Source organism: Pelodictyon luteolum, from assembly GCF_001622165.1.
GTDB classification, from domain to species: Bacteria; Bacteroidota; Chlorobiia; order Chlorobiales; family Chlorobiaceae; genus Chlorobium; species Chlorobium luteolum_B.
In genome coordinates this window covers 26318-44113 of record NZ_LVWG01000016.1, presented here as the reverse complement: position 1 = coordinate 44113, position 17796 = coordinate 26318, and the positions used below count along the sequence as shown (strand labels likewise).

Here is a 17796-nt window from a genome sequence, read left to right as displayed (position 1 = left end):
TCCACCCGCTTCTGCACGAACAGTGGAGAGACCGGGATAGGAAGATCTGCGGCTCTCAGAGGTCCGAACGACGGATGTAGACCTCTTTATGCAACCCCTTCACCCAAGCGTCAAACAGCTCCTGCTTCTTGCGGTCAAGGGCCAGCTGCTCAAGCAGGGGATAGTCTTTCTCTGGATCAAGCACATGCGGCATGATACGGTCATTCAGGCGGAAAATGCCGAAGAACGGATCACCTTTCGGCGGGATGATTTTCGTCGGTCTGCTGATGTCGCCAGGCGTCCTTAAGGCATTAACAATATCGCGCAGCTGGGGGCGGAGCATTGAGGGATCCAGATACTTTCCGGAAGTACCCGAGGCCAGCACCTGCCCACCAAGACTCGCAGATACAGGGTCATCGGAATAGTTTTTTGCCATCATCGCAAAGTCCACCTTTCCTGAGAGCACCTTTGAGCGAATGGCATCAAGAAATGCTGCGGCTTCGCCCTCGTCACTTCCGGAACGTTCAAAAGCCACAAGAATATGGCGCACATGGATTGAGCTCCCTTCACGACCGAGGCGCTGGATGATGTGATAGCCGTATCGTGTCTCGACAATCCCGGAGACCTGACCGTCCTTAAGCGCGTAGACGGCATCCTCGAACGGCTTGACCAGTTCGCCGCGCTGCACAAACCCCAGATCGCCGCCGAGCGGAGCTGAACCCGGATCCATCGAGAAGCGACGGGCCAGCTCCTCGAAGCTGAGAAATCCTGACTCCTGCTTTTTCTGGATCTCCTGTATTTTTTTCAGTGCATCAGCCTTTGACGCAGAGTTTACTCCAGGGAACTTCAGGATCTGCGATACCGAAACCTCCTCAGGAAGATCCGGCATAGACGCCTGATTGCTCCGGTAGAATGCCATTACCTCACCATAACCGATCGTCACAGAAGAAAACTTCTTCCGCTTCAGGGTTTCAATCATCTGCTGCCCGCGGAGTTCGTCTGCAAGATCCCGTCGGATAGCATCAACACTGCGGCCAAGCCGGCGCTCCATATCCTCTTTCGACGTGAACCTCCCACTGAGCTGCCGAAACCGGTCTGCGGCCATCGATGTTACGGCATTCTCGTCAATGGAAACGCTGTCAATCTTGGCCTTGGTGAGAATGATCTTCTGATCGATGATGTTGTCGAGAATGGTCCTTCGCAGGGAATTATCCCCCTTGAGCTCGGGATACTGCATCCGGGCCATAAGTTCACGGCTGTCAAGCTCAGACTTGAAAACCACCTCGCTCCCGACCACGGCAACCACCTTGTCGGCCACCACTGCAGCAGAAAGAATGGAAGGCATGGTCAGGAGTACTGCTATGACGGAAAGAACTGCGTGAAATGCTTTTTTCATAACCTTGGCTGTTCATGATGAAATGACGATCGAATATCGGAAAATGAATCGTCTCAAGATTTCTGGCTGCCCCTGAGCTTAACGGGCGTCTTCGAGAACTTGAGCCAGTCGAAAACCAGCGGCGCCGCCACAAAAATGGATGAGTAGGTTCCAATCAGTATGCCGGCGAAAACGGCGAAGGCAAAACCCCTGATGGCAGGCCCGGCAAAGATGAACAGGACGAAAACCGTAAGAAGGGTCGTACCTGAGGTGATGATGGTCCTGCTGAGTGTCTGGTTAATGCTCTCATTGAAAATCCGCTCGTACTCAGACGGCTTCTGGTTGCGGATCCGCTCCCTGATACGGTCATAGACCACAACAGTATCGGTAATTGAGTACCCCGCAATGGTCAGGAATGCAGCAATGATGCTCTGATCCATTTCAAGCGGCATGACGTCGAAAACGCCGCCAAGAAGGCTGAAGAGTCCGAGGACAATCAGGACATCATGAAAGATGGCAACCACACCGGCAGCCGCGAACTTCAGCTCGAACCTGATGCCTACATAGAGCAGGATTGCCAGGAGCGCAGCCACCATAGCTTTCACCGCAGACCACTTAAGGTCTGATGCGATGCTTGGACCGACGGCGTCGATGCGAACAATCTCATGGGGAGAATCCTTCATGCGGGCATTCAGTGCGCTGGTAATAAGCAGCTTGAGATCATTGGTATCGCCGTTGAATACCGTGCTGAGAAGGAATGAGCGGTCAAGGCCATACTGTTTCAGGGTACCCGAAACCCCGGCATCGCGGAGGACGGAGCGGACCTCGCCGACAGGAACGTCTTTCTCAAAGCGGATGACAACCTCGGAACCACCCCTGAAGTCAATGCCGTAGTTGAGTCCCTTCACCGCCAGGGAAACGAAACCGGCGAGAAGAATCGCAAGAGAGACCCCGTAGGCTATCTTCCGGTAGCGGAGAAAATTGATGCTGGTTGAATTGAAAATCCTCATGGGTTCATGCGTATTGAAAAAATTAACCGAAGCTTTTGGCAGTCATCTTGTTCCGTGAGAGCAGGAACTGGAAAATTTCGCGAGTGACGACGATGGCGGTGAAAAGACTTGCCGCCGTACCGATCATCAGTGTGACGGCGAAACCCTGAATCGGACCGATGCCGTATGTATAAAGGAGAAAGGCTGCGGCGAGCGTGGTGACATGTGAATCCAGAATGGAGGAAAATGCCTTGTCATAGCCTTGCGTGACCGCCGCCGTAACAGTACGGCCATCGGCGATCTCCTCGCGGATTCGTTCATAGATCAGCACGTTGGCGTCAACAGCCATGCCCACGGTAAGCACAATGCCGGCAATGCCCGGAAGGGAAAGCGATGCATTGAAACCGGCAAGAACCGAGAGAACGATAAGAACGTTCAGTATAAGGGCCGTATCGGCCGCAAGTCCCGCCATCCGGTAGTAGATGATCATGAAAATGACAACCGCTGAAAAGCCCCAGATCATCGACTGAAAGCCTGCCCGGATGTAATCGGCGCCGAGCGAGGGTCCGACGGTACGTTCCTCGATAATCCGCACTGGAGCGGGTAGTGCGCCAGCTTTCAGGACGATTTCAAGGTCCTTTGCCTCTTCAAGGCTCTGGATGCCGTTGATAACGGAGTTTCCGTTCGGGATTTTCGACTGTACGACAGGTGCGCTGTAGACAGCTCCGTCAAGCACGATGGCCACCCGTTTACCAATGTTGGCTCCGGTGATTCGGGCCCACTTCGAGGTCCCCTCGGAGTTCATTGACATGAGCACCTCAGGCTGCACGCCCTGCGATCCGAATGTTGCCTTGGCTTCGGTGATGACACCTCCGGTAAGCTCAGGGGTCTTCTTGACGAGATAAAGGTCGTGATAGCTCACAGCGTCGCTACCGGTTTCGGGCCTGGCCGAGATCAGCATTTCGCTGTCTGGAGGAAGAAGTTCTCGGACAGTAGCGTCACGAAGCAGTGAAGAAACTAGGTCGCGATTGCGTGCATCAATAACGGCACTTCCGCCAGGGGAAACGCTGACAAGATCAAAGAGGGGTGAGGTGGACGGCTTGCCAGTGGAAGCGGCGGCAACCGTACCCGCAGCCATCGCACTGTTGATCCGGTCCAGAGTCCTCACGAGAGCATCGGGCTCGCGGAGGAGGCGGAACTCTAGTTTCGCAGTTCCTTTCAGGAGGTTACGCATCCGGTTTTCATCGGATACTCCCGGAAGTTCGATAATGATCTTACGGTTTCCCTGAGTTGTAATCATCGGCTCAGCCACGCCATACTGGTCTATACGGTTCCGGATGATTTCACGGGCCCTAACCAGCGCGTCTTCAGCCTCTGTCCGGAGCTTCCCCTGTATTTCGCCATCAGTGTTGCGAATATCGTAGAAGTATCGGCTCAGCCTGATATTGTCTTTTTTAAAGGCCGCCGAGAGCAGGTCGACAACGTCGGCATCACTGGTCCGGGCCTCTTTGGCGACCGCAGCCATCAGAGAATCGAACCGGGCATCACGGTTCCAGGCCTTCTCGCTGAAAAGGTCAACCTGGTCGACCTCCATCACAAGATGCATGCCACCCTTAAGGTCAAGGCCGAGTTTAAGGCTTTTCTGTCGGGCGTCTTCGATTTCGTTACGGTGGCTGAGGACAAAGTTCAGGCTGTCCTGCTGTGAAGAAAAGGAGGAAAGCTGCCGCGAAAATGAGTAGTCTCGCCAGGTCGGCCAGAGAGACCAGAGTGCGATCAGCGTAACGACAGCGATCAGAAGCAGATTGAATCGTTTATTTTTCATTGATGACATAGTCTTTTACCAACAAATGGACGGATCAGCCAATATATGAAACAGGGCAGTGATTAACTAACAAACACGCCGCCCCCAAGGGCCGCGGAGGAGCTCCGCAGCGGCGGTCGCAGGCTGAAGAATGGCTCCATTTATTCGTATCTTCATATTTAAGGCAGCAGTCGAGCGAAATAGTTGCGTAATAAGATTATCGAATGCAGAGTCATGGCGATGTATGATGTCATAGTTGCAGGAGCAGGGCATGCCGGCACTGAAGCTGCGCTTGCGGTGTCACGAATGGGCCTCTCATGCCTGCTTGTAACAACGGACCTGAATGCCGTAGCAAGGATGTCATGCAATCCCGCAATCGGAGGTGTTGCCAAGGGGCAGATTACCCGGGAGATTGACGCGCTTGGCGGAGAAATGGCAAAGGCTATTGATGCGACAGGCATCCAGTTCAGGATGCTCAACCTCAGTAAAGGTCCCGCTATGCATTCGCCAAGAGCGCAGGCAGACAGGGTTGCATATACGGCATACATGAAGCGGGCTTTAGAGGAAGAGGCGAATCTGGACCTCCTGCAGGATACCGTCACAGGGATCGAACAACGAGAAGGGATACTGCACGGAGTCCGGCTCCTGTCGGGGCGTCTTATCACGGCGAAGGCGGCAATCCTCACCTGCGGGACGTTTCTGAATGGACTGATCCACATCGGCATGGACCACTACCCGGGAGGACGAACCATAGCCGAGCCCCCGGTCACGGGTCTGACAGAGAACCTCATAAGATTGGGGTTTGAAGCCGGGCGGCTGAAAACCGGAACTCCACCGAGAATTGACAGGCGAAGCGTTGACTATTCCAGAGTAGCGGAGCAGAAGGGAGACGAGAACCCCCCACCATTCTCGTTCAGCACGGCCACCCTCATCGGCAGACACCAGCTCTCCTGCTATATCACCCATTCGTCTGAGCGGACGCACGAAATCTTGAAGACAGGTTTTGATAGGTCTCCCCTTTTTACTGGAAAAGTACAGGGGGTGGGTCCTCGCTACTGTCCATCCATTGAAGACAAAATTTTCAGGTTTCCCGACAGAACAGGCCACCATATCTTCCTTGAGCCTGAAGGATTCGATACCAATGAGATGTATGTCAACGGCTTTTCCACCTCCCTTCCCGAAGACACCCAGATAGATGGACTGCGCTCCATAGAGGGACTCGAGGAGGTAAAGCTGATCCGAGCCGGGTACGCAATTGAGTATGACTACTTTCCACCGTACCAGATACACAGCACCCTTGAAACGAAAAGGATCACGAACCTTTACTTTGCCGGGCAGATCAACGGCACATCGGGTTATGAGGAAGCTGCCGCGCAGGGACTTCTGGCGGGCATAAATGCCGCGGCAAAAATACTGAAGCGTCCCGCCCTGCACCTTAAGCGCTCGGACGCTTACATCGGTGTTCTTATTGATGATCTGGTTACAAAAGAGATGAAGGAGCCATACCGGATGTTCACGTCTTCTGCTGAGCACCGGCTCATGCTCCGCCATGACAATGCCGATATCCGACTGATGCATTTCGGATACCAGTCCGGCCTTATCAGCGATGCGGCAATGGATAAATGCAGGGCAAAAATTACCGCTGTAGGAGCCATCAAGGCGATCATGGAAAAATCGACGATGCCCACGGATACGCTCAATTCATTTCTTTCTCTTCAAGGCCGCCCCAATACTCTCAACGCACAGAAATTGTCAGCAGTCATCAAGCGCCCAGGGGTGAGCCTTGAGCTCCTAACAGATATTCTGCCGACTTTCGGAGAGAATGTGTGCCGTATCAGTATGGACAAGACAGTACATCAACAGGTCGAGATAGACCTGAAATATGAAGGATATCTCAAACGCGAGCTTCTGACAGCCGAAAAAATTGCTCGTCTTGAAGCCCTCCAGATTCCTTCCGCATACAACTATCGCTCCATCAAGGGGCTGTCAGCAGAGGGAATGGAGAAGCTAATCCACCACCGTCCGGAAACACTCGGCCAGGCATCTCGTATAACCGGAGTCTCCCCTTCGGACGTCTCCGTCCTTATGGTTCATATTGGCCGATGAATGAGAGCAACGTTTCACGTGGAACATGTTCCACGTGAAACGTTGCCACCTACAGGCGCCACCCGACAGAAAAGAATCTGAGGATGGGGATCAATGGATGAAGAAGAAAGATTTATATGGACACAATAGTTAGCGATATACTGGAAAACGAATTGCTCTTCGGTAAAGATAAAGAGGAGCGAATAGTCGGCGCATACCAGTTCTCGGATACACACATAAGATTGTTCAACCGCTCGAAAGAAGGGGTATCATCCCATGACGAGCCATTCTATCCATTCTTTTTTCTCACGGATTCATCCCTTCTCGAGGGCTATATCCCGGTGGACGGGAGCAAATATTGGCTGGTCAAGCTTGAAGGGGATAACCATTATCGAAGTCTGGCAATATTCAAGAATCTAAAAAGCTCCAGAGGGGCATTGGACTATCTTGCAGGTAAACAACCCAATGCGCAGGTTAATGGAGTGATGGACGCTGGAGAGGGGGGACTGGAAGTCATCCAGAATGTATACAGCCGTGGTGACGGGGTAACGCAATATATGATGCAGACGGGGAAGACATTCTTTAAAGGAATGATATTCGACGAGCTGTACAGGATGCAGCTAGACATCGAAACCCTATATGACCCTGCACGACCTCCGAAAAAAGGGCGAGGAATCGGAGAGGATGAAATCATCATCATATCGATGTCAGACAATCGAGGCTGGGAACTAGCCATCCACTCACGCAACCGCACAGAGAAAGATCTCCTCCTGGAGATGGTGAAGATAATCACCGAGAAAGATCCAGACGTGATTGAAGGACACAACATCTTCAGTTTTGATCTACCGTATATTCAGGCTCGCTGTGAACTGCACCGCGTTCCTTTTGCAATTGGAAGGGATGGAGCATTGCCGAAATCCTATCCGGCAAGCATTCGCTTTGCTGAACGTAGCATTGACTACCCGTTTTATGATATTCCTGGACGCCATGTTATCGATACACTCTTCCTTGTCCAGAGCTATGATATCGCAAAACGCTCAATGCAGAGCTATGGACTGAAAGCGGTTGCCAGGCACTTTGGATTTGCATCGGAAGACCGGACTTATGTCGATTACAGCGACATAGCCGAGATGTGGAGGACGAAAAACGACAAGCTCCTGGCCTATGCCCTGGATGACGTCCGCGAGACGAGGGAGCTCTCGACCCTCCTTTCAGGAAGCAGTTTCTACCTTTCGCAGATGCTTCCCTACACCTATGCAATGACGGCAAGAATCGGACAGGCGGCTAAAATCGAAGCCCTGTTTATCAGGGAGTATCTCCGACTCAAACACTCAGTCCCACGTCCGACACTGGGTCAACAGCATGCGGGAGGATACACAGAAGTATTCAGGAAAGGGGTGCTGGGGCCGATTGTCTATGCTGACGTGGAGTCACTGTACCCCTCGATCATGCTCTCTTATAAGGTCTGCCCGAAAAGCGATGGATTGAAAGTCTTTCCAGGCGTACTAGGTGATCTAAGGGAACTCAGACTGAAAGCCAAAGCGCTTGCAGCCGAAGAGAAAAGAAAAGACAATGCATCACTAGCCGCCAATTACGATGCCATGCAGGGATCATTCAAGATTCTCATCAATGCAATGTACGGCTATCTCGGATTCAGCGGAGGTCTGTTCAATGATTTTGATGAAGCCGACAGAGTGACATCCACCGGACAGTCCATAGCAAGAAAAATGATCCGCGAATTCGAGTCTAGAGGTTGTCGGATTATCGAAGTCGATACCGATGGAATTCTCTTTATTCCTCCCGACTCCGTAAAGAGCGAAGCAGAAGAAAGGGCACTGGTTCAGGACGTGTCGGAACTAATGCCAGATGGTATCAACATTGGCTTTGACGGTCGATTCCGAAAGATGATCTCTTACCTGAAGAAAAACTATGCGCTACTGGACTATAACGGCGTAATGAAGCTGAAAGGTTCTTCACTGACAAGCCGTAGCGGTGAGAAATTCGGAAGGGATTTCATAAGGAGAGGATTTGAAAAACTTCTTTCCGAAGATATCTCAGGACTGCATGACCTATACCGGGAGTACAGGAACAAAATTCTGAACCATGAACTAGATATTACTGATTTTTCACGCACAGAGAGCATGAAGAGCTCCATCGATCAGTACAAGGATGACGTAGCATCAGGGAAACGTTCGAAATCCATCACTTACGAAACAGCCATCCGCTCCAACATCACAGTAACAAAAGGGGACCGGATCACGTACTATATCGCAGGAACCGGACAAGGTGGTGCAGCCAGTGACCGCGGAAAAATAGCAACGGAATGGAGCGCAGAGAAACCTGATGAAAACACAGCATTCTATCTGAAACGGTTGGATGAATACTGCCAGAAGTTCATGCCGTTCTTCAAGCCGCAGGATTACAGCTCAATATTTTCAGACGACACTCTGTTCTCATTTTCACCCGAAGGCATTGAACTTCAGGAATTGATCCTCTCACCGGGAGAGGAGGAATAAGCCGAGAAGGGAACGATAGGGGGCAGTAAGAGGGTAGTAAGGATATCTGAACAAACAACATAAACCCAAAGACAAACCATATGACCGACAAGAACATCCTCCCAGTAAGCCCTAGCGTGACCTGGATTGGCGTACTCGATCCCGGACTTATCACTTTTGATATAGTCATGGAGACAAAATACGGGACAACCTACAACTCCTACTTCATCAATGCAGAGAAGAAAGCAATCATAGAGACGACAAAAGAGAAATTCTGGCCTGAATATCTAGCCAAGATCAAGCAGGTCACCGATCCGGCAGAGATTGAGTACATCATTGTAGACCATACTGAGCCAGACCATTCCGGCAACGTTGCAAACCTTCTGAAGGTTGCACCAAATGCTACCGTCGTCGGGAGCGGAAACGCGCTGAAATTCCTACGAGACCAAACTGGACATGACTTCCGTTCGATTGCTGTGAAAACCGGCGATACACTTGACCTTGGAAACAAAACGCTGCATTTCATAAATGCTCCAAACCTCCACTGGCCCGATACGATCTACACTTGGCTTGAAGAGGAACGAGTACTCTTTACTTGCGACTCGTTCGGATCGCATTTCTGCAATGAAAAGATGTACGATGATGAAGTCGGGGACTTCGATGATGCGTTCACATACTATTTCGATGCGATTCTGCGCCCGTTCAGCAAATACATGATACAGGCAATCGAAAAAATAAAACCACTGGACATTTCAGTCATATGTCCGGGGCATGGCCCCATTCTGCGCAGCAACTGGAAAAAGTACGTCGACATGTCGCAGCGTTATGCAATGGGCGCAATCGCTCTGCCAAACGAAAAGAATATCCTCATTGCTTATGTCTCGGCATATGAAAACACTATGCTGCTGGCCAATAAGATTGCCGAAGGGTTAAAGAGCTCCTGCGATTTCACCATCGATGTATGTGACATCGAGCATACGCATTTCTCGAAACTGGAAGAGAAGATCGCCCATGCATCGGGAATCATACTGGGCTCACCCACCATCAATCAGAACATCCTGCCGCAGATATACGGATTCTTCGGCGCAATTAATCCCATCCGGGACAAAGGGAAGCTCGGAGCTGCTTTCGGATCATTTGGATGGAGCGGGGAGGCATCAAAAATGATTGAGGGAAACTTCACTATGCTCAAGTTGAAAGTGTTTGAACGCAACATGATGGTGAAGTTCAAGCCGCACGAAGAAGAGTTTAAAGCATGCATTGACTTTGGGAAAGCCTATGCGGAGAAAATGATTGAAATGTACAGGTTGAGTTGCAACATTTGAAGAGAACAGCCCGAAGAGAGTCCGTTTCAATGGAAAGCCCTCCCAATGAGTATGCATTGGAGGGCTTTCGGCTTTAGAGAAGCCCCGCAGAACCCTTCATACAGAAAAGAATCCCCGTAGGGGGCGCGATGATTCAGCGGAAAATGATTTCCTTGACCATTGGTTTCTCAAGAACTGCGTTGAGTTGCCGGACAATATCCACTTTGCGGTAGTTCAACTCCATACGCCATGATGCATTGCGAACCCTGACAAACAGCTGGCCATCCGAAAACCTTTCAATTGATGTCGCGCGGGCAATTGCAGGTCCAACAACCCCGCCCCAGGCTTCCAGTGCCTTGAACTGCAGGAACGCCTCCCGCATACCAAGAGTCTGGTACATCTCCCCTGCAATGGCAGAGAAAAGTTTAGGATTTCGCGTTCTGGCCATCTTCAGCCCCCTCTATAACCGGGAAGTGATTTCACGTTGACGGATGCAGCTCCTATACGAAGGCCTGCATCAGTCGTAGTTACTACAGTCTGACCGCAATCCTCAAGGATATTAAAGATTTCGGAAGTCCTTTCTGCATCAAGTTCACTGAACATATCGTCAAAAAGGCATAGGGGACTTTCGGGAAGCCGATGGCTGAAGTAACGGAAAAGGGCGAGCTTCAAGCTTATAAGGAAAGCGCGCTGCTGGCCCTGTGAACCGTATTTTTTAATTTCTCTACCATTCGAAACAAACAGCAAATCGTCTCTATGTGGCCCCGACATAGTCTGACCACGCAGTAACTCCTGGCGCTGGGTCTCTTTAAAGCGTATTATAAAACGGTTCCGAAGTTCGTCACGTGAAAGACCCGGATCAATGACACCGAATGAAGAACGATAAGTCACCATATGGGTTCCTCCTCCGGCAAGATTGGTCTGCAACGGCTCGAAATAAACCGACAGTTCGCCGAGGAAACTGATGCGCCTGAGAGTAACTCCGGCCGCGAGATCAGCCAGATTCTCAGTCCAGAGATCCAGCATTTCTAGGGATCTACCACCTGAAGAAGTGAGCTGCAGGAGAAGAGCATTGCGCTGCTGTAAGACCCTACGATAATCAAGCAATTCCTCAAGGTAGCGGCGGTCTGACTGACTCAGTGCATTGTCAAGGAATCTTCTTCGTTCTCCAGGTGAACCGTTGACGATGGCAATTTCAGAGGGAGAAAAGGTTATGCAGGGAATAGTGCCAACGTGTTGTGAAAACGGTTTAACCTCACTTTGATTGACATGTACCTGCTTACCTCTTTCTTTTCCATACGATACCTTTACACTCAGCGCAGTACCGCGCGTACTTTCAAACTCACCGGAAATGAGAAAATAATCTTCTGAGAAAGCAATGCACTCGGATTCGGGTGCCCCCAAGAGGCTTTTAGTGAGAGCGCAATAATGGATGGCTTCAAGCACTGAGGTTTTTCCGGAACCATTGGGGCCATATAGCACTGTAATGCCCTCTTCAGGCATGAAGGAGAGGGAATGATGGTTCCTGAACTTCTCAACCTGTATGTTCTTGAGCCTCAAAGACTGTACCTCATTTTAGGTACTCGTCGAAAATAGGCGCTTTTCAAGGTACCAGTCATCATTTTTAGCAGGATCAGCAGATGCACCAAAGAGAAAAGCCGACTGCGAACTGCCGCCGGCTTTAGAAGCCAATCTCAATTATTGATGCGGACCGGCATAACGAGAATGATCAGGTTGTCATTCTCTTCTTCTCCATGAGGTCGGAAAATAACTGCGGTCGTGGGGCTTTTCAATTCAATCCGAATCTCATTTTCATCAAGATGGGCCAAAGCGGCTTCTATGAAACGTGAATTGAATCCGATTGCGATATCCTCTCCACTGAACTCGCATGACAGTTCCTCCTGTGCGGACTCACCTTCATTGGTGTTTTCAGCCATGATCTTCATTACCTGTCCCTCAAGAACGACCTTGACGTCTCCTATACTTGAAAACCTCCCGACCCGGCGGACAGAATCATAAACCATCGAACGATTGATGATGAGGTTCCTATCGTGTTCCACAGGGATGACCGCCTCATAATTCGGGTAAGGCTCAACAATAAGAGCGGCATCAAGCACGACACTTCCACAGATGAATCGGACAAACTTCCTTTCACTGTCAAATTGCATGGTGACCGATTCGGTCTGAGCAAGTTTCTGGAGAATGGAAAGCACCCGCGCAGGAACCACCACCTTGGTTTTTTCGCTTAAATCAACCGAGGATGCCTTGCGGCATCGCACAAGGCGGTGTCCGTCTGTTGCCACGGCTGTGATGATGGCACCTTCAAGTTCAAACAATACACCCATCATTGCAGGGCGCATGCCATCGACACTGCAGGCAAAGGTAGTTTTCTGTATCAGGTCAAGAATCTCAGAAGTCTCCATCTCAATGGAGATATCATAATTCTTGTCCTGCTTTTCAGGTTTGCTCTGGAAAAGGCAGGGAATCCGGTAACGGCCTTTGTCAGTAGAAATACTGACAGTTCCGTGATCACTGATCTCCTGCCGCTCAATTGAAAACATGACCGAAGTGTCGTACATGCTTCTGAGAAAATCCTGCAGCGTTCTGGCACGGATGCCGATATTGCCGCTATCTGAGGTTTCCACACCACTTTTGGCAGTAATGGAGATTTCTCCATCAGAAGCAAACAACGTGAGCTCACCGGGTTCAATAGAAAGGTTGATATTCTCGAAACGCTGATCGATCGATTTGGCAGGAATAGCCTGAGCAACTTTACTGACTGCATCCTGCAGCTGCCGGATTGAGGAGGTCAATTTCATCTGGTCCAACATTTACTATTTGAAATTTTTAAAAAAGAAGACTGTTGTTGCTGTAGAGGGTGTTGATATCTTGATAACTCTTATTCTTAAACCCTTAACTTTATATTTTTTAATATTTTAATAATCCCCAGCAGCACCTATTTTATGTTGATAACCTGTTAGTGTAGTACTGTTCCGGATGTTTACTGTTTGTTGATGGTTTTGGAGCCTTTCAAACCATGTTGACAGTTATGCACTTGTCCATATTCCGCCAACAGGAAGTCAACACGTTATCAACGTCCTTCATCCAGTGATGATTACATTGATATTATCTCAATTCTTCTGCGTATTTCATCGATTTTACCACGGTCTTCCCCGCCGGACTCAACTTTCTTGGCAATGGTATTGATCGCATGGATAACTGTTGAATGGTCGCGTCCTCCGAAATGCAGGCCGATCGTTTTCAATGAAGAATCCGTCATCTGCTTTGAAAGATACATTGCAATCTGTCTTCCAACGGCGATCTCCTTTTTTTTAGATTTTCCTTTGAGATCGTTTGAAGTGATGGAGAAGTATTCGCAGACAGCTTTTTCGATTGTATCGAGGTTCAGCTGCTTGGTTGTGTGACGGATGATGTCCTTCAGGGTCGACTTTGTGAACTGCAGATCAATCTCCCGTTTGTCGAGAGATTGCGCTGCAAGCAGCTTCACGATGCATCCTTCCAGTTCACGAACGTTGTCGGTTACATTGTTGGCAATGAATTCTATGACGTTCTCATCGAAGTTTACGCCGCTCTGGTGGAGTTTGCTGAGAATGATGGCCTTGCGTGTTTCATAGTCCGGAGGCTGAATGTCAGCCGAAAGGCCCCAGTTGAAGCGAGAAATAAGCCGGTCTTCAATTCCCTTGATATCCTTCATGGGTCGATCGGCTGACAGTATGATCTGTTTGTTCGACTGGTGAAGCGTATTGAATATATGGAATATCTCTTCCTGGGTCTTTTCCTTGCCGGAAAAAAACTGGATATCATCAATGATGAGGACGTCGATGTTGCGGTAGAATGACGAGAACTCCTGAATTTTGCCATTCTGGATGGCGTTCACGAAATCGATCGCAAATTTTTCACTGGATACATAGAGTACTTTCGATGCTTCACGGCTCTCTCTGACGGTATTGCCAATAGCCTGCATGATGTGCGTTTTGCCAAGCCCTACTCCGCCATAGATAACGAGGGGGTTGAACGCGTTCTGGCCGGGGTTCTGGGCAACAGATTTAGCCGCGGCAAAGGCTAGAGAGTTGCAATCTCCCCTGATGAGGGTATCGAAAGTGTATTTGGCGTTCAGATGTGTTTCAAAGCGCTCAACATCGCGTTCAAATGCCCTGTCGGCCTTGCCTCCGTCTCTGGAAGAAATTTCAACTTTCTTCTCGACCTGAACGTTCTGGGGGGGGAGCTGCATAGTTACAGGTTGACCCTGCGACTTGTCCATGACGATGGAGTACATCAGTCGTGCTTCGGGTCCGATCACCTCCCGTAGCGCTTCTTTGAGGAACTGGGAGTAATGCTCTTCAATCCATTCATAAAAAAAGGTGCTGGGCACCTGAATGGTCAGTTCGTTTCCCGAGTAGTCCAGCGGATGGATGGGGGAAAACCAGGTTTGAAATGCAAGCGGATTGATGTGTTCCCGTATGGCATCAAGGCATGAGCTCCATACCTGTTGCTCAATAGAATCATTGTTCCGGTGTCGGGTGTCCTGCTTCTCCGGAAGGATCATGGTATCTGCGTAAAGCATGGAAAACGGGAGTTATGAAGGGGGACGGGCCTCTAACGCGGTCCATCAACATCTGACTGTCAGCAAGTTACAGTTTTAGGGAGAGAAAAAAGAATTCGTCCACGGAAAAAACGCCCATCTCCAGTGTATAGTATCAACAGAGTTATCAACATTGTAAAATATTTAAAATTATTGTTTTATAGGTTTTTATGAAAAAGATATCCACATCTGTTGACAATGCCTTCACGCGGCAGTCCGCGGCGCCGGGGCCGGTGGAATTTTTTTATCCACAAGTTATCAACATTCTGAGGCCGATGAACTGCCGGGGGTTTCGGGCCTTCTCAGAGAGGAATATCGGCTGCAGAGGGCACAGTATATTTAATGCTGAAGCGGATTTGTTAATGACAGGGCATTATGCTAAATTACGCGCCCAGTAATTTTGATGTTTTGATAGTTTATCCCTACAACACGGTGAGGAGCCATTTGAGATGAAGAGAACATTTCAGCCCAGCAACAGGAAAAGAAGGAACAAGCACGGCTTCAGGTTGCGCATGTCGACCAAGAACGGCCGCAAGATCCTTTCGGCAAGAAGAGCTAAAGGTCGTCATTCGCTGACGGTCAGCAGCGAGATGGGAACTGCAGGTAAATAACAACATCGCTTTGCCGGGAGTCCGGCATGGATGCATAACTGCTTTTTCAGGTATTGTCAAAAACGCATATCCACGCTCTGCCACGGCATGAGATCTTGAGGAAGAGAGCAGTGATATCGCTGCTCTTCACCAACGGGAAAAGCCTTAAAGGTGATTTCCTCCGGATTGCGTACCGCTCTCCGGGAGATGTCCCGAAGTCAGTATTCCCCTCTGTTATGTTCGCCGTCAGCAAAAAAACGCTGCCCTCGGCCGTCAGGCGTAACCGCGCCAAAAGGATGATGCGGGAGGCATACCGACTGGAAAAGCCGTTTATTGCGCAGCGGATGAGGGAGACCTCCCTTTCGGCTTTGCCCGGATCCGTTGACATGGTATTGCTGTATACAAGAAAAGGAGGGGCGATTCCAACCCTCGATGATTTCAGGCGGGAGTTCAGGACTTTAGTGAGCCAGATAAGGTTTTCCTGAATGATTCCTTGTAAGGTATGGATGAGAGCGTGCAGAAGGACTGGATAACGGAAGTAGAGATGGTCATCTGGAAGGTTGTCAACAAGGCGCCACTTGCGCTCATAAAATTCTACAGGGGATTTCTATCCCCGATGTTTCCTCCGTCCTGTCGTTTTTATCCCACTTGTTCGGCATACGCCCTTGAGGCGTTCGAAACCCATAATTTTTTCAAGGCATCCTGGCTGAGTGTGTGGCGCATTCTCAGATGCAACCCGTTTTCTAAGGGTGGTTACGACCCCGTGCCCCCTCATGACGGTGTTCCGGGAACAAAAGAGGACTAGAAAATCCATGGATAGGAATTCAGTAACGGGATTGGCGCTCATCGCCTTGATCATGATTGTATGGCTGCAGTTCATGTCGCCGGAGAAAAAGCCGCTGCAAGATGTTACCGATGCGGGAAAAGCCCGAACGGAGCAGGTTGCCGCCGAAATCCAGTCAGACATGCAGCCTGCGGTTGTACCTGCAACGGAAGACTCCTTCGGGATGTTCGCTCCTGCCGCTGACGGCACGGAACGCCTGACCAGCATCGACAACGACCTGTTCCATGCGGTCATTTCCTCTAAAGGAGCTACCCTGAAGTCGCTGGTGCTTAAAAAACACCTTGACGGCCAGCTCAAGCCGTTTGATCTTGTGAGCGACGCCAAGGACGGAGCCCTTTCCATGCTCTTTTTAACCCGCGAGGGACGCCGCATCGATACACGCGACCTATACTTTGAGGGTTCGAGCCTTGATACTCTCCATACCATCAAGGGCAAAGAGACTTATGCCCTCCGGTACCGCCTGGCGCTTTCGCCCCGGCAGTCGATAGAGGTATCCTATATTTTCACGGGAGACAGCTACCGCATCGGTTACGATGTGAAACTGACAGGGCTTTCCGGAGCCATAGCTGGTAATGAGTACCAGGTACAGTGGGACGGTGGTCTCCCTTACACGGAAAAGAACCGTGACGACGAGGCACAAAGCGCACAGGCCAGCGCATACCTTGGCGGCAGTCTCGTAAAGCTCGATGCTGAAAAGGATGGCCGTTCATACCGTGAGGAACAGTCGGGTGATGCCCGCTGGGTCGCGGTCCGCAACAAGTATTTCATTGCCGCCATTATTCCCGAAGACCGGACTGCCGGTTTCTATCTTGATGGCCAGAAGGCACGCGGGAATGCTTACGAAAACTATCTTGCCTCGCTGAAAATGGAAGTGCCTGCGTCAGAAGACGTGGTCAACAGCCGTTTCAGCCTCTATCTGGGGCCGCTTGACTACAACACCGTCAAGGCACAGAATGCAGACATCGAAAAGATCATGGATTTTGGATGGGATTGGCTCACCAGGCCGTTCGCAGAGTTTCTTATCCTTCCCGCCTTCACCTGGATGAACAGGTTCGTGCACAACTACGGACTGATCATCATCATTTTCGCTTTTCTCGTCAAACTGGTGACTTATCCGCTCTCGACGGCCTCTACCAAGTCAATGAAGAAGATGGCGGCTCTCCAGCCGATGCTGAAGGAGCTGCAGGACAAGTACAAGGACAACCCTGCAAAACTGCAGAGCGAGCTCGGCCGCATATACAAGGAGGCTGGTGTGAATCCGCTCGGAGGATGCCTGCCGGTGGTGCTGCAGATGCCCCTTCTATTTGCCATGTTCTACGTATTCCGTTCCTCAATACAGCTTCGCCAGCATGGATTTCTGTGGGTGAAGGACCTTTCGGTCCCGGATTCAATTCTTGATTTCGGTTTTGCCATCCCGATGTACGGAAGCCACATCGCTCTGCTTCCTATCCTCATGGCTGTGACTGTCTATCTTCAGCAGAAGATCACGCCGACAGCGCAGACGAACGACCAGATGAAGATCATGCTGTACATGTTTCCAGTCATGATGCTGCTGTTTTTCAATAACATGCCCTCGGGTCTGGCGCTCTACTACCTGATGTTCAACGTGTTCAGCGTCGCCCAGCAGTTCTACATCAATTCCACAAGTTCGGCCGCAGACCTCCCTCAGGTGAGCATCAGCGCGCCGTCCCGCCCCAAAAAGAAAAAATCGGGTAGCGGAAAGTAAGGGAG

The 17796-nt window shown here is 50.3% G+C and carries 14 protein-coding genes; 7 read left to right on the top strand and 7 right to left on the bottom strand.

Annotated features, from left to right (window positions below; translation table 11 throughout):
- Positions 1-55: 55 nt before the first annotated feature.
- Genes A3K90_RS01770 through secD form a run of 3 tightly spaced genes read right to left on the bottom strand, consistent with a single transcriptional unit; the run spans position 56 to position 4174 of the window.
- On the bottom strand, positions 56-1375 hold the full coding sequence (locus tag A3K90_RS01770; protein ID WP_303680878.1) for a peptidylprolyl isomerase: 1320 nt from the start codon (positions 1373-1375) through the stop codon (positions 56-58).
- 53 nt (positions 1376-1428) lie between these two features.
- Positions 1429-2364, bottom strand: a complete 936-nt coding sequence (secF, locus tag A3K90_RS01765; protein WP_303680877.1) for a protein translocase subunit SecF — start codon at positions 2362-2364, stop codon at positions 1429-1431.
- 22 nt (positions 2365-2386) lie between these two features.
- Positions 2387-4174 carry a protein translocase subunit SecD gene (secD, locus tag A3K90_RS01760; protein WP_303680876.1) on the bottom strand — a complete coding sequence of 596 codons (1788 nt, stop codon included), beginning with the start codon at positions 4172-4174 and terminating at the stop codon, positions 2387-2389.
- 210 nt (positions 4175-4384) lie between these two features.
- Here secD and mnmG point away from each other — a divergent pair, with 210 nt between their 5' ends.
- From mnmG to A3K90_RS01745, 3 genes are all read left to right on the top strand, one after another.
- Positions 4385-6250, top strand: coding sequence for a tRNA uridine-5-carboxymethylaminomethyl(34) synthesis enzyme MnmG (gene mnmG, locus A3K90_RS01755; protein ID WP_303680966.1), 1866 nt, complete (start codon positions 4385-4387; stop codon positions 6248-6250).
- Positions 6251-6366: 116 nt separating this feature from the next.
- Entirely contained in the window at positions 6367-8745 is a 2379-nt protein-coding gene (locus A3K90_RS01750; protein ID WP_303680875.1) for a DNA polymerase domain-containing protein, read from the top strand.
- A gap of 80 nt (positions 8746-8825) precedes the next feature.
- Entirely contained in the window at positions 8826-10049 is a 1224-nt protein-coding gene (locus tag A3K90_RS01745; protein WP_303680874.1) for an FprA family A-type flavoprotein, read from the top strand.
- A 133-nt stretch (positions 10050-10182) separates the two neighbouring features.
- On the opposite strand, the gene A3K90_RS01740 is transcribed toward A3K90_RS01745, so the two are convergent.
- The 4 genes from A3K90_RS01740 to dnaA all read right to left on the bottom strand — a co-directional run bounded on the left by A3K90_RS01740 (position 10183) and on the right by dnaA (position 14595).
- Complete coding sequence (locus A3K90_RS01740) at positions 10183-10476, bottom strand: DUF721 domain-containing protein (protein WP_303680873.1); 294 nt, start codon at positions 10474-10476, stop codon at positions 10183-10185.
- A 2-nt stretch (positions 10477-10478) separates the two neighbouring features.
- Positions 10479-11588, bottom strand: a complete 1110-nt coding sequence (locus A3K90_RS01735) for a DNA replication/repair protein RecF (protein ID WP_303680872.1) — start codon at positions 11586-11588, stop codon at positions 10479-10481.
- Positions 11589-11722: 134 nt separating this feature from the next.
- Entirely contained in the window at positions 11723-12847 is a 1125-nt protein-coding gene (dnaN, locus tag A3K90_RS01730) for a DNA polymerase III subunit beta (RefSeq protein ID WP_303680871.1), read from the bottom strand.
- A gap of 296 nt (positions 12848-13143) precedes the next feature.
- Positions 13144-14595 (bottom strand): chromosomal replication initiator protein DnaA, encoded by a 1452-nt coding sequence (gene dnaA / locus A3K90_RS01725; RefSeq protein ID WP_303680965.1) that lies wholly within the window; start codon positions 14593-14595, stop codon positions 13144-13146.
- Positions 14596-15080: 485 nt separating this feature from the next.
- On the opposite strand from dnaA, the gene rpmH reads away from it, so the two are divergent.
- The 4 genes from rpmH to yidC are packed head-to-tail and all read left to right on the top strand — an operon-like array spanning position 15081 to position 17791.
- Positions 15081-15242 (top strand): 50S ribosomal protein L34, encoded by a 162-nt coding sequence (rpmH, locus tag A3K90_RS01720; protein WP_303680870.1) that lies wholly within the window; start codon positions 15081-15083, stop codon positions 15240-15242.
- A 53-nt stretch (positions 15243-15295) separates the two neighbouring features.
- The gene (locus A3K90_RS01715) at positions 15296-15706 is read left to right on the top strand and encodes a ribonuclease P protein component (RefSeq protein ID WP_303680869.1); all 411 of its coding nucleotides are present in this window, start codon (positions 15296-15298) and stop codon (positions 15704-15706) included.
- A 59-nt stretch (positions 15707-15765) separates the two neighbouring features.
- A complete protein-coding gene (gene yidD / locus A3K90_RS01710; RefSeq protein ID WP_303680964.1) occupies positions 15766-16026 on the top strand; it encodes a membrane protein insertion efficiency factor YidD in 261 nt (86 codons plus the stop codon).
- A gap of 7 nt (positions 16027-16033) precedes the next feature.
- Positions 16034-17791 (top strand): membrane protein insertase YidC, encoded by a 1758-nt coding sequence (gene yidC / locus A3K90_RS01705; RefSeq protein ID WP_303680868.1) that lies wholly within the window; start codon positions 16034-16036, stop codon positions 17789-17791.
- Positions 17792-17796: the final 5 nt, after the last annotated feature.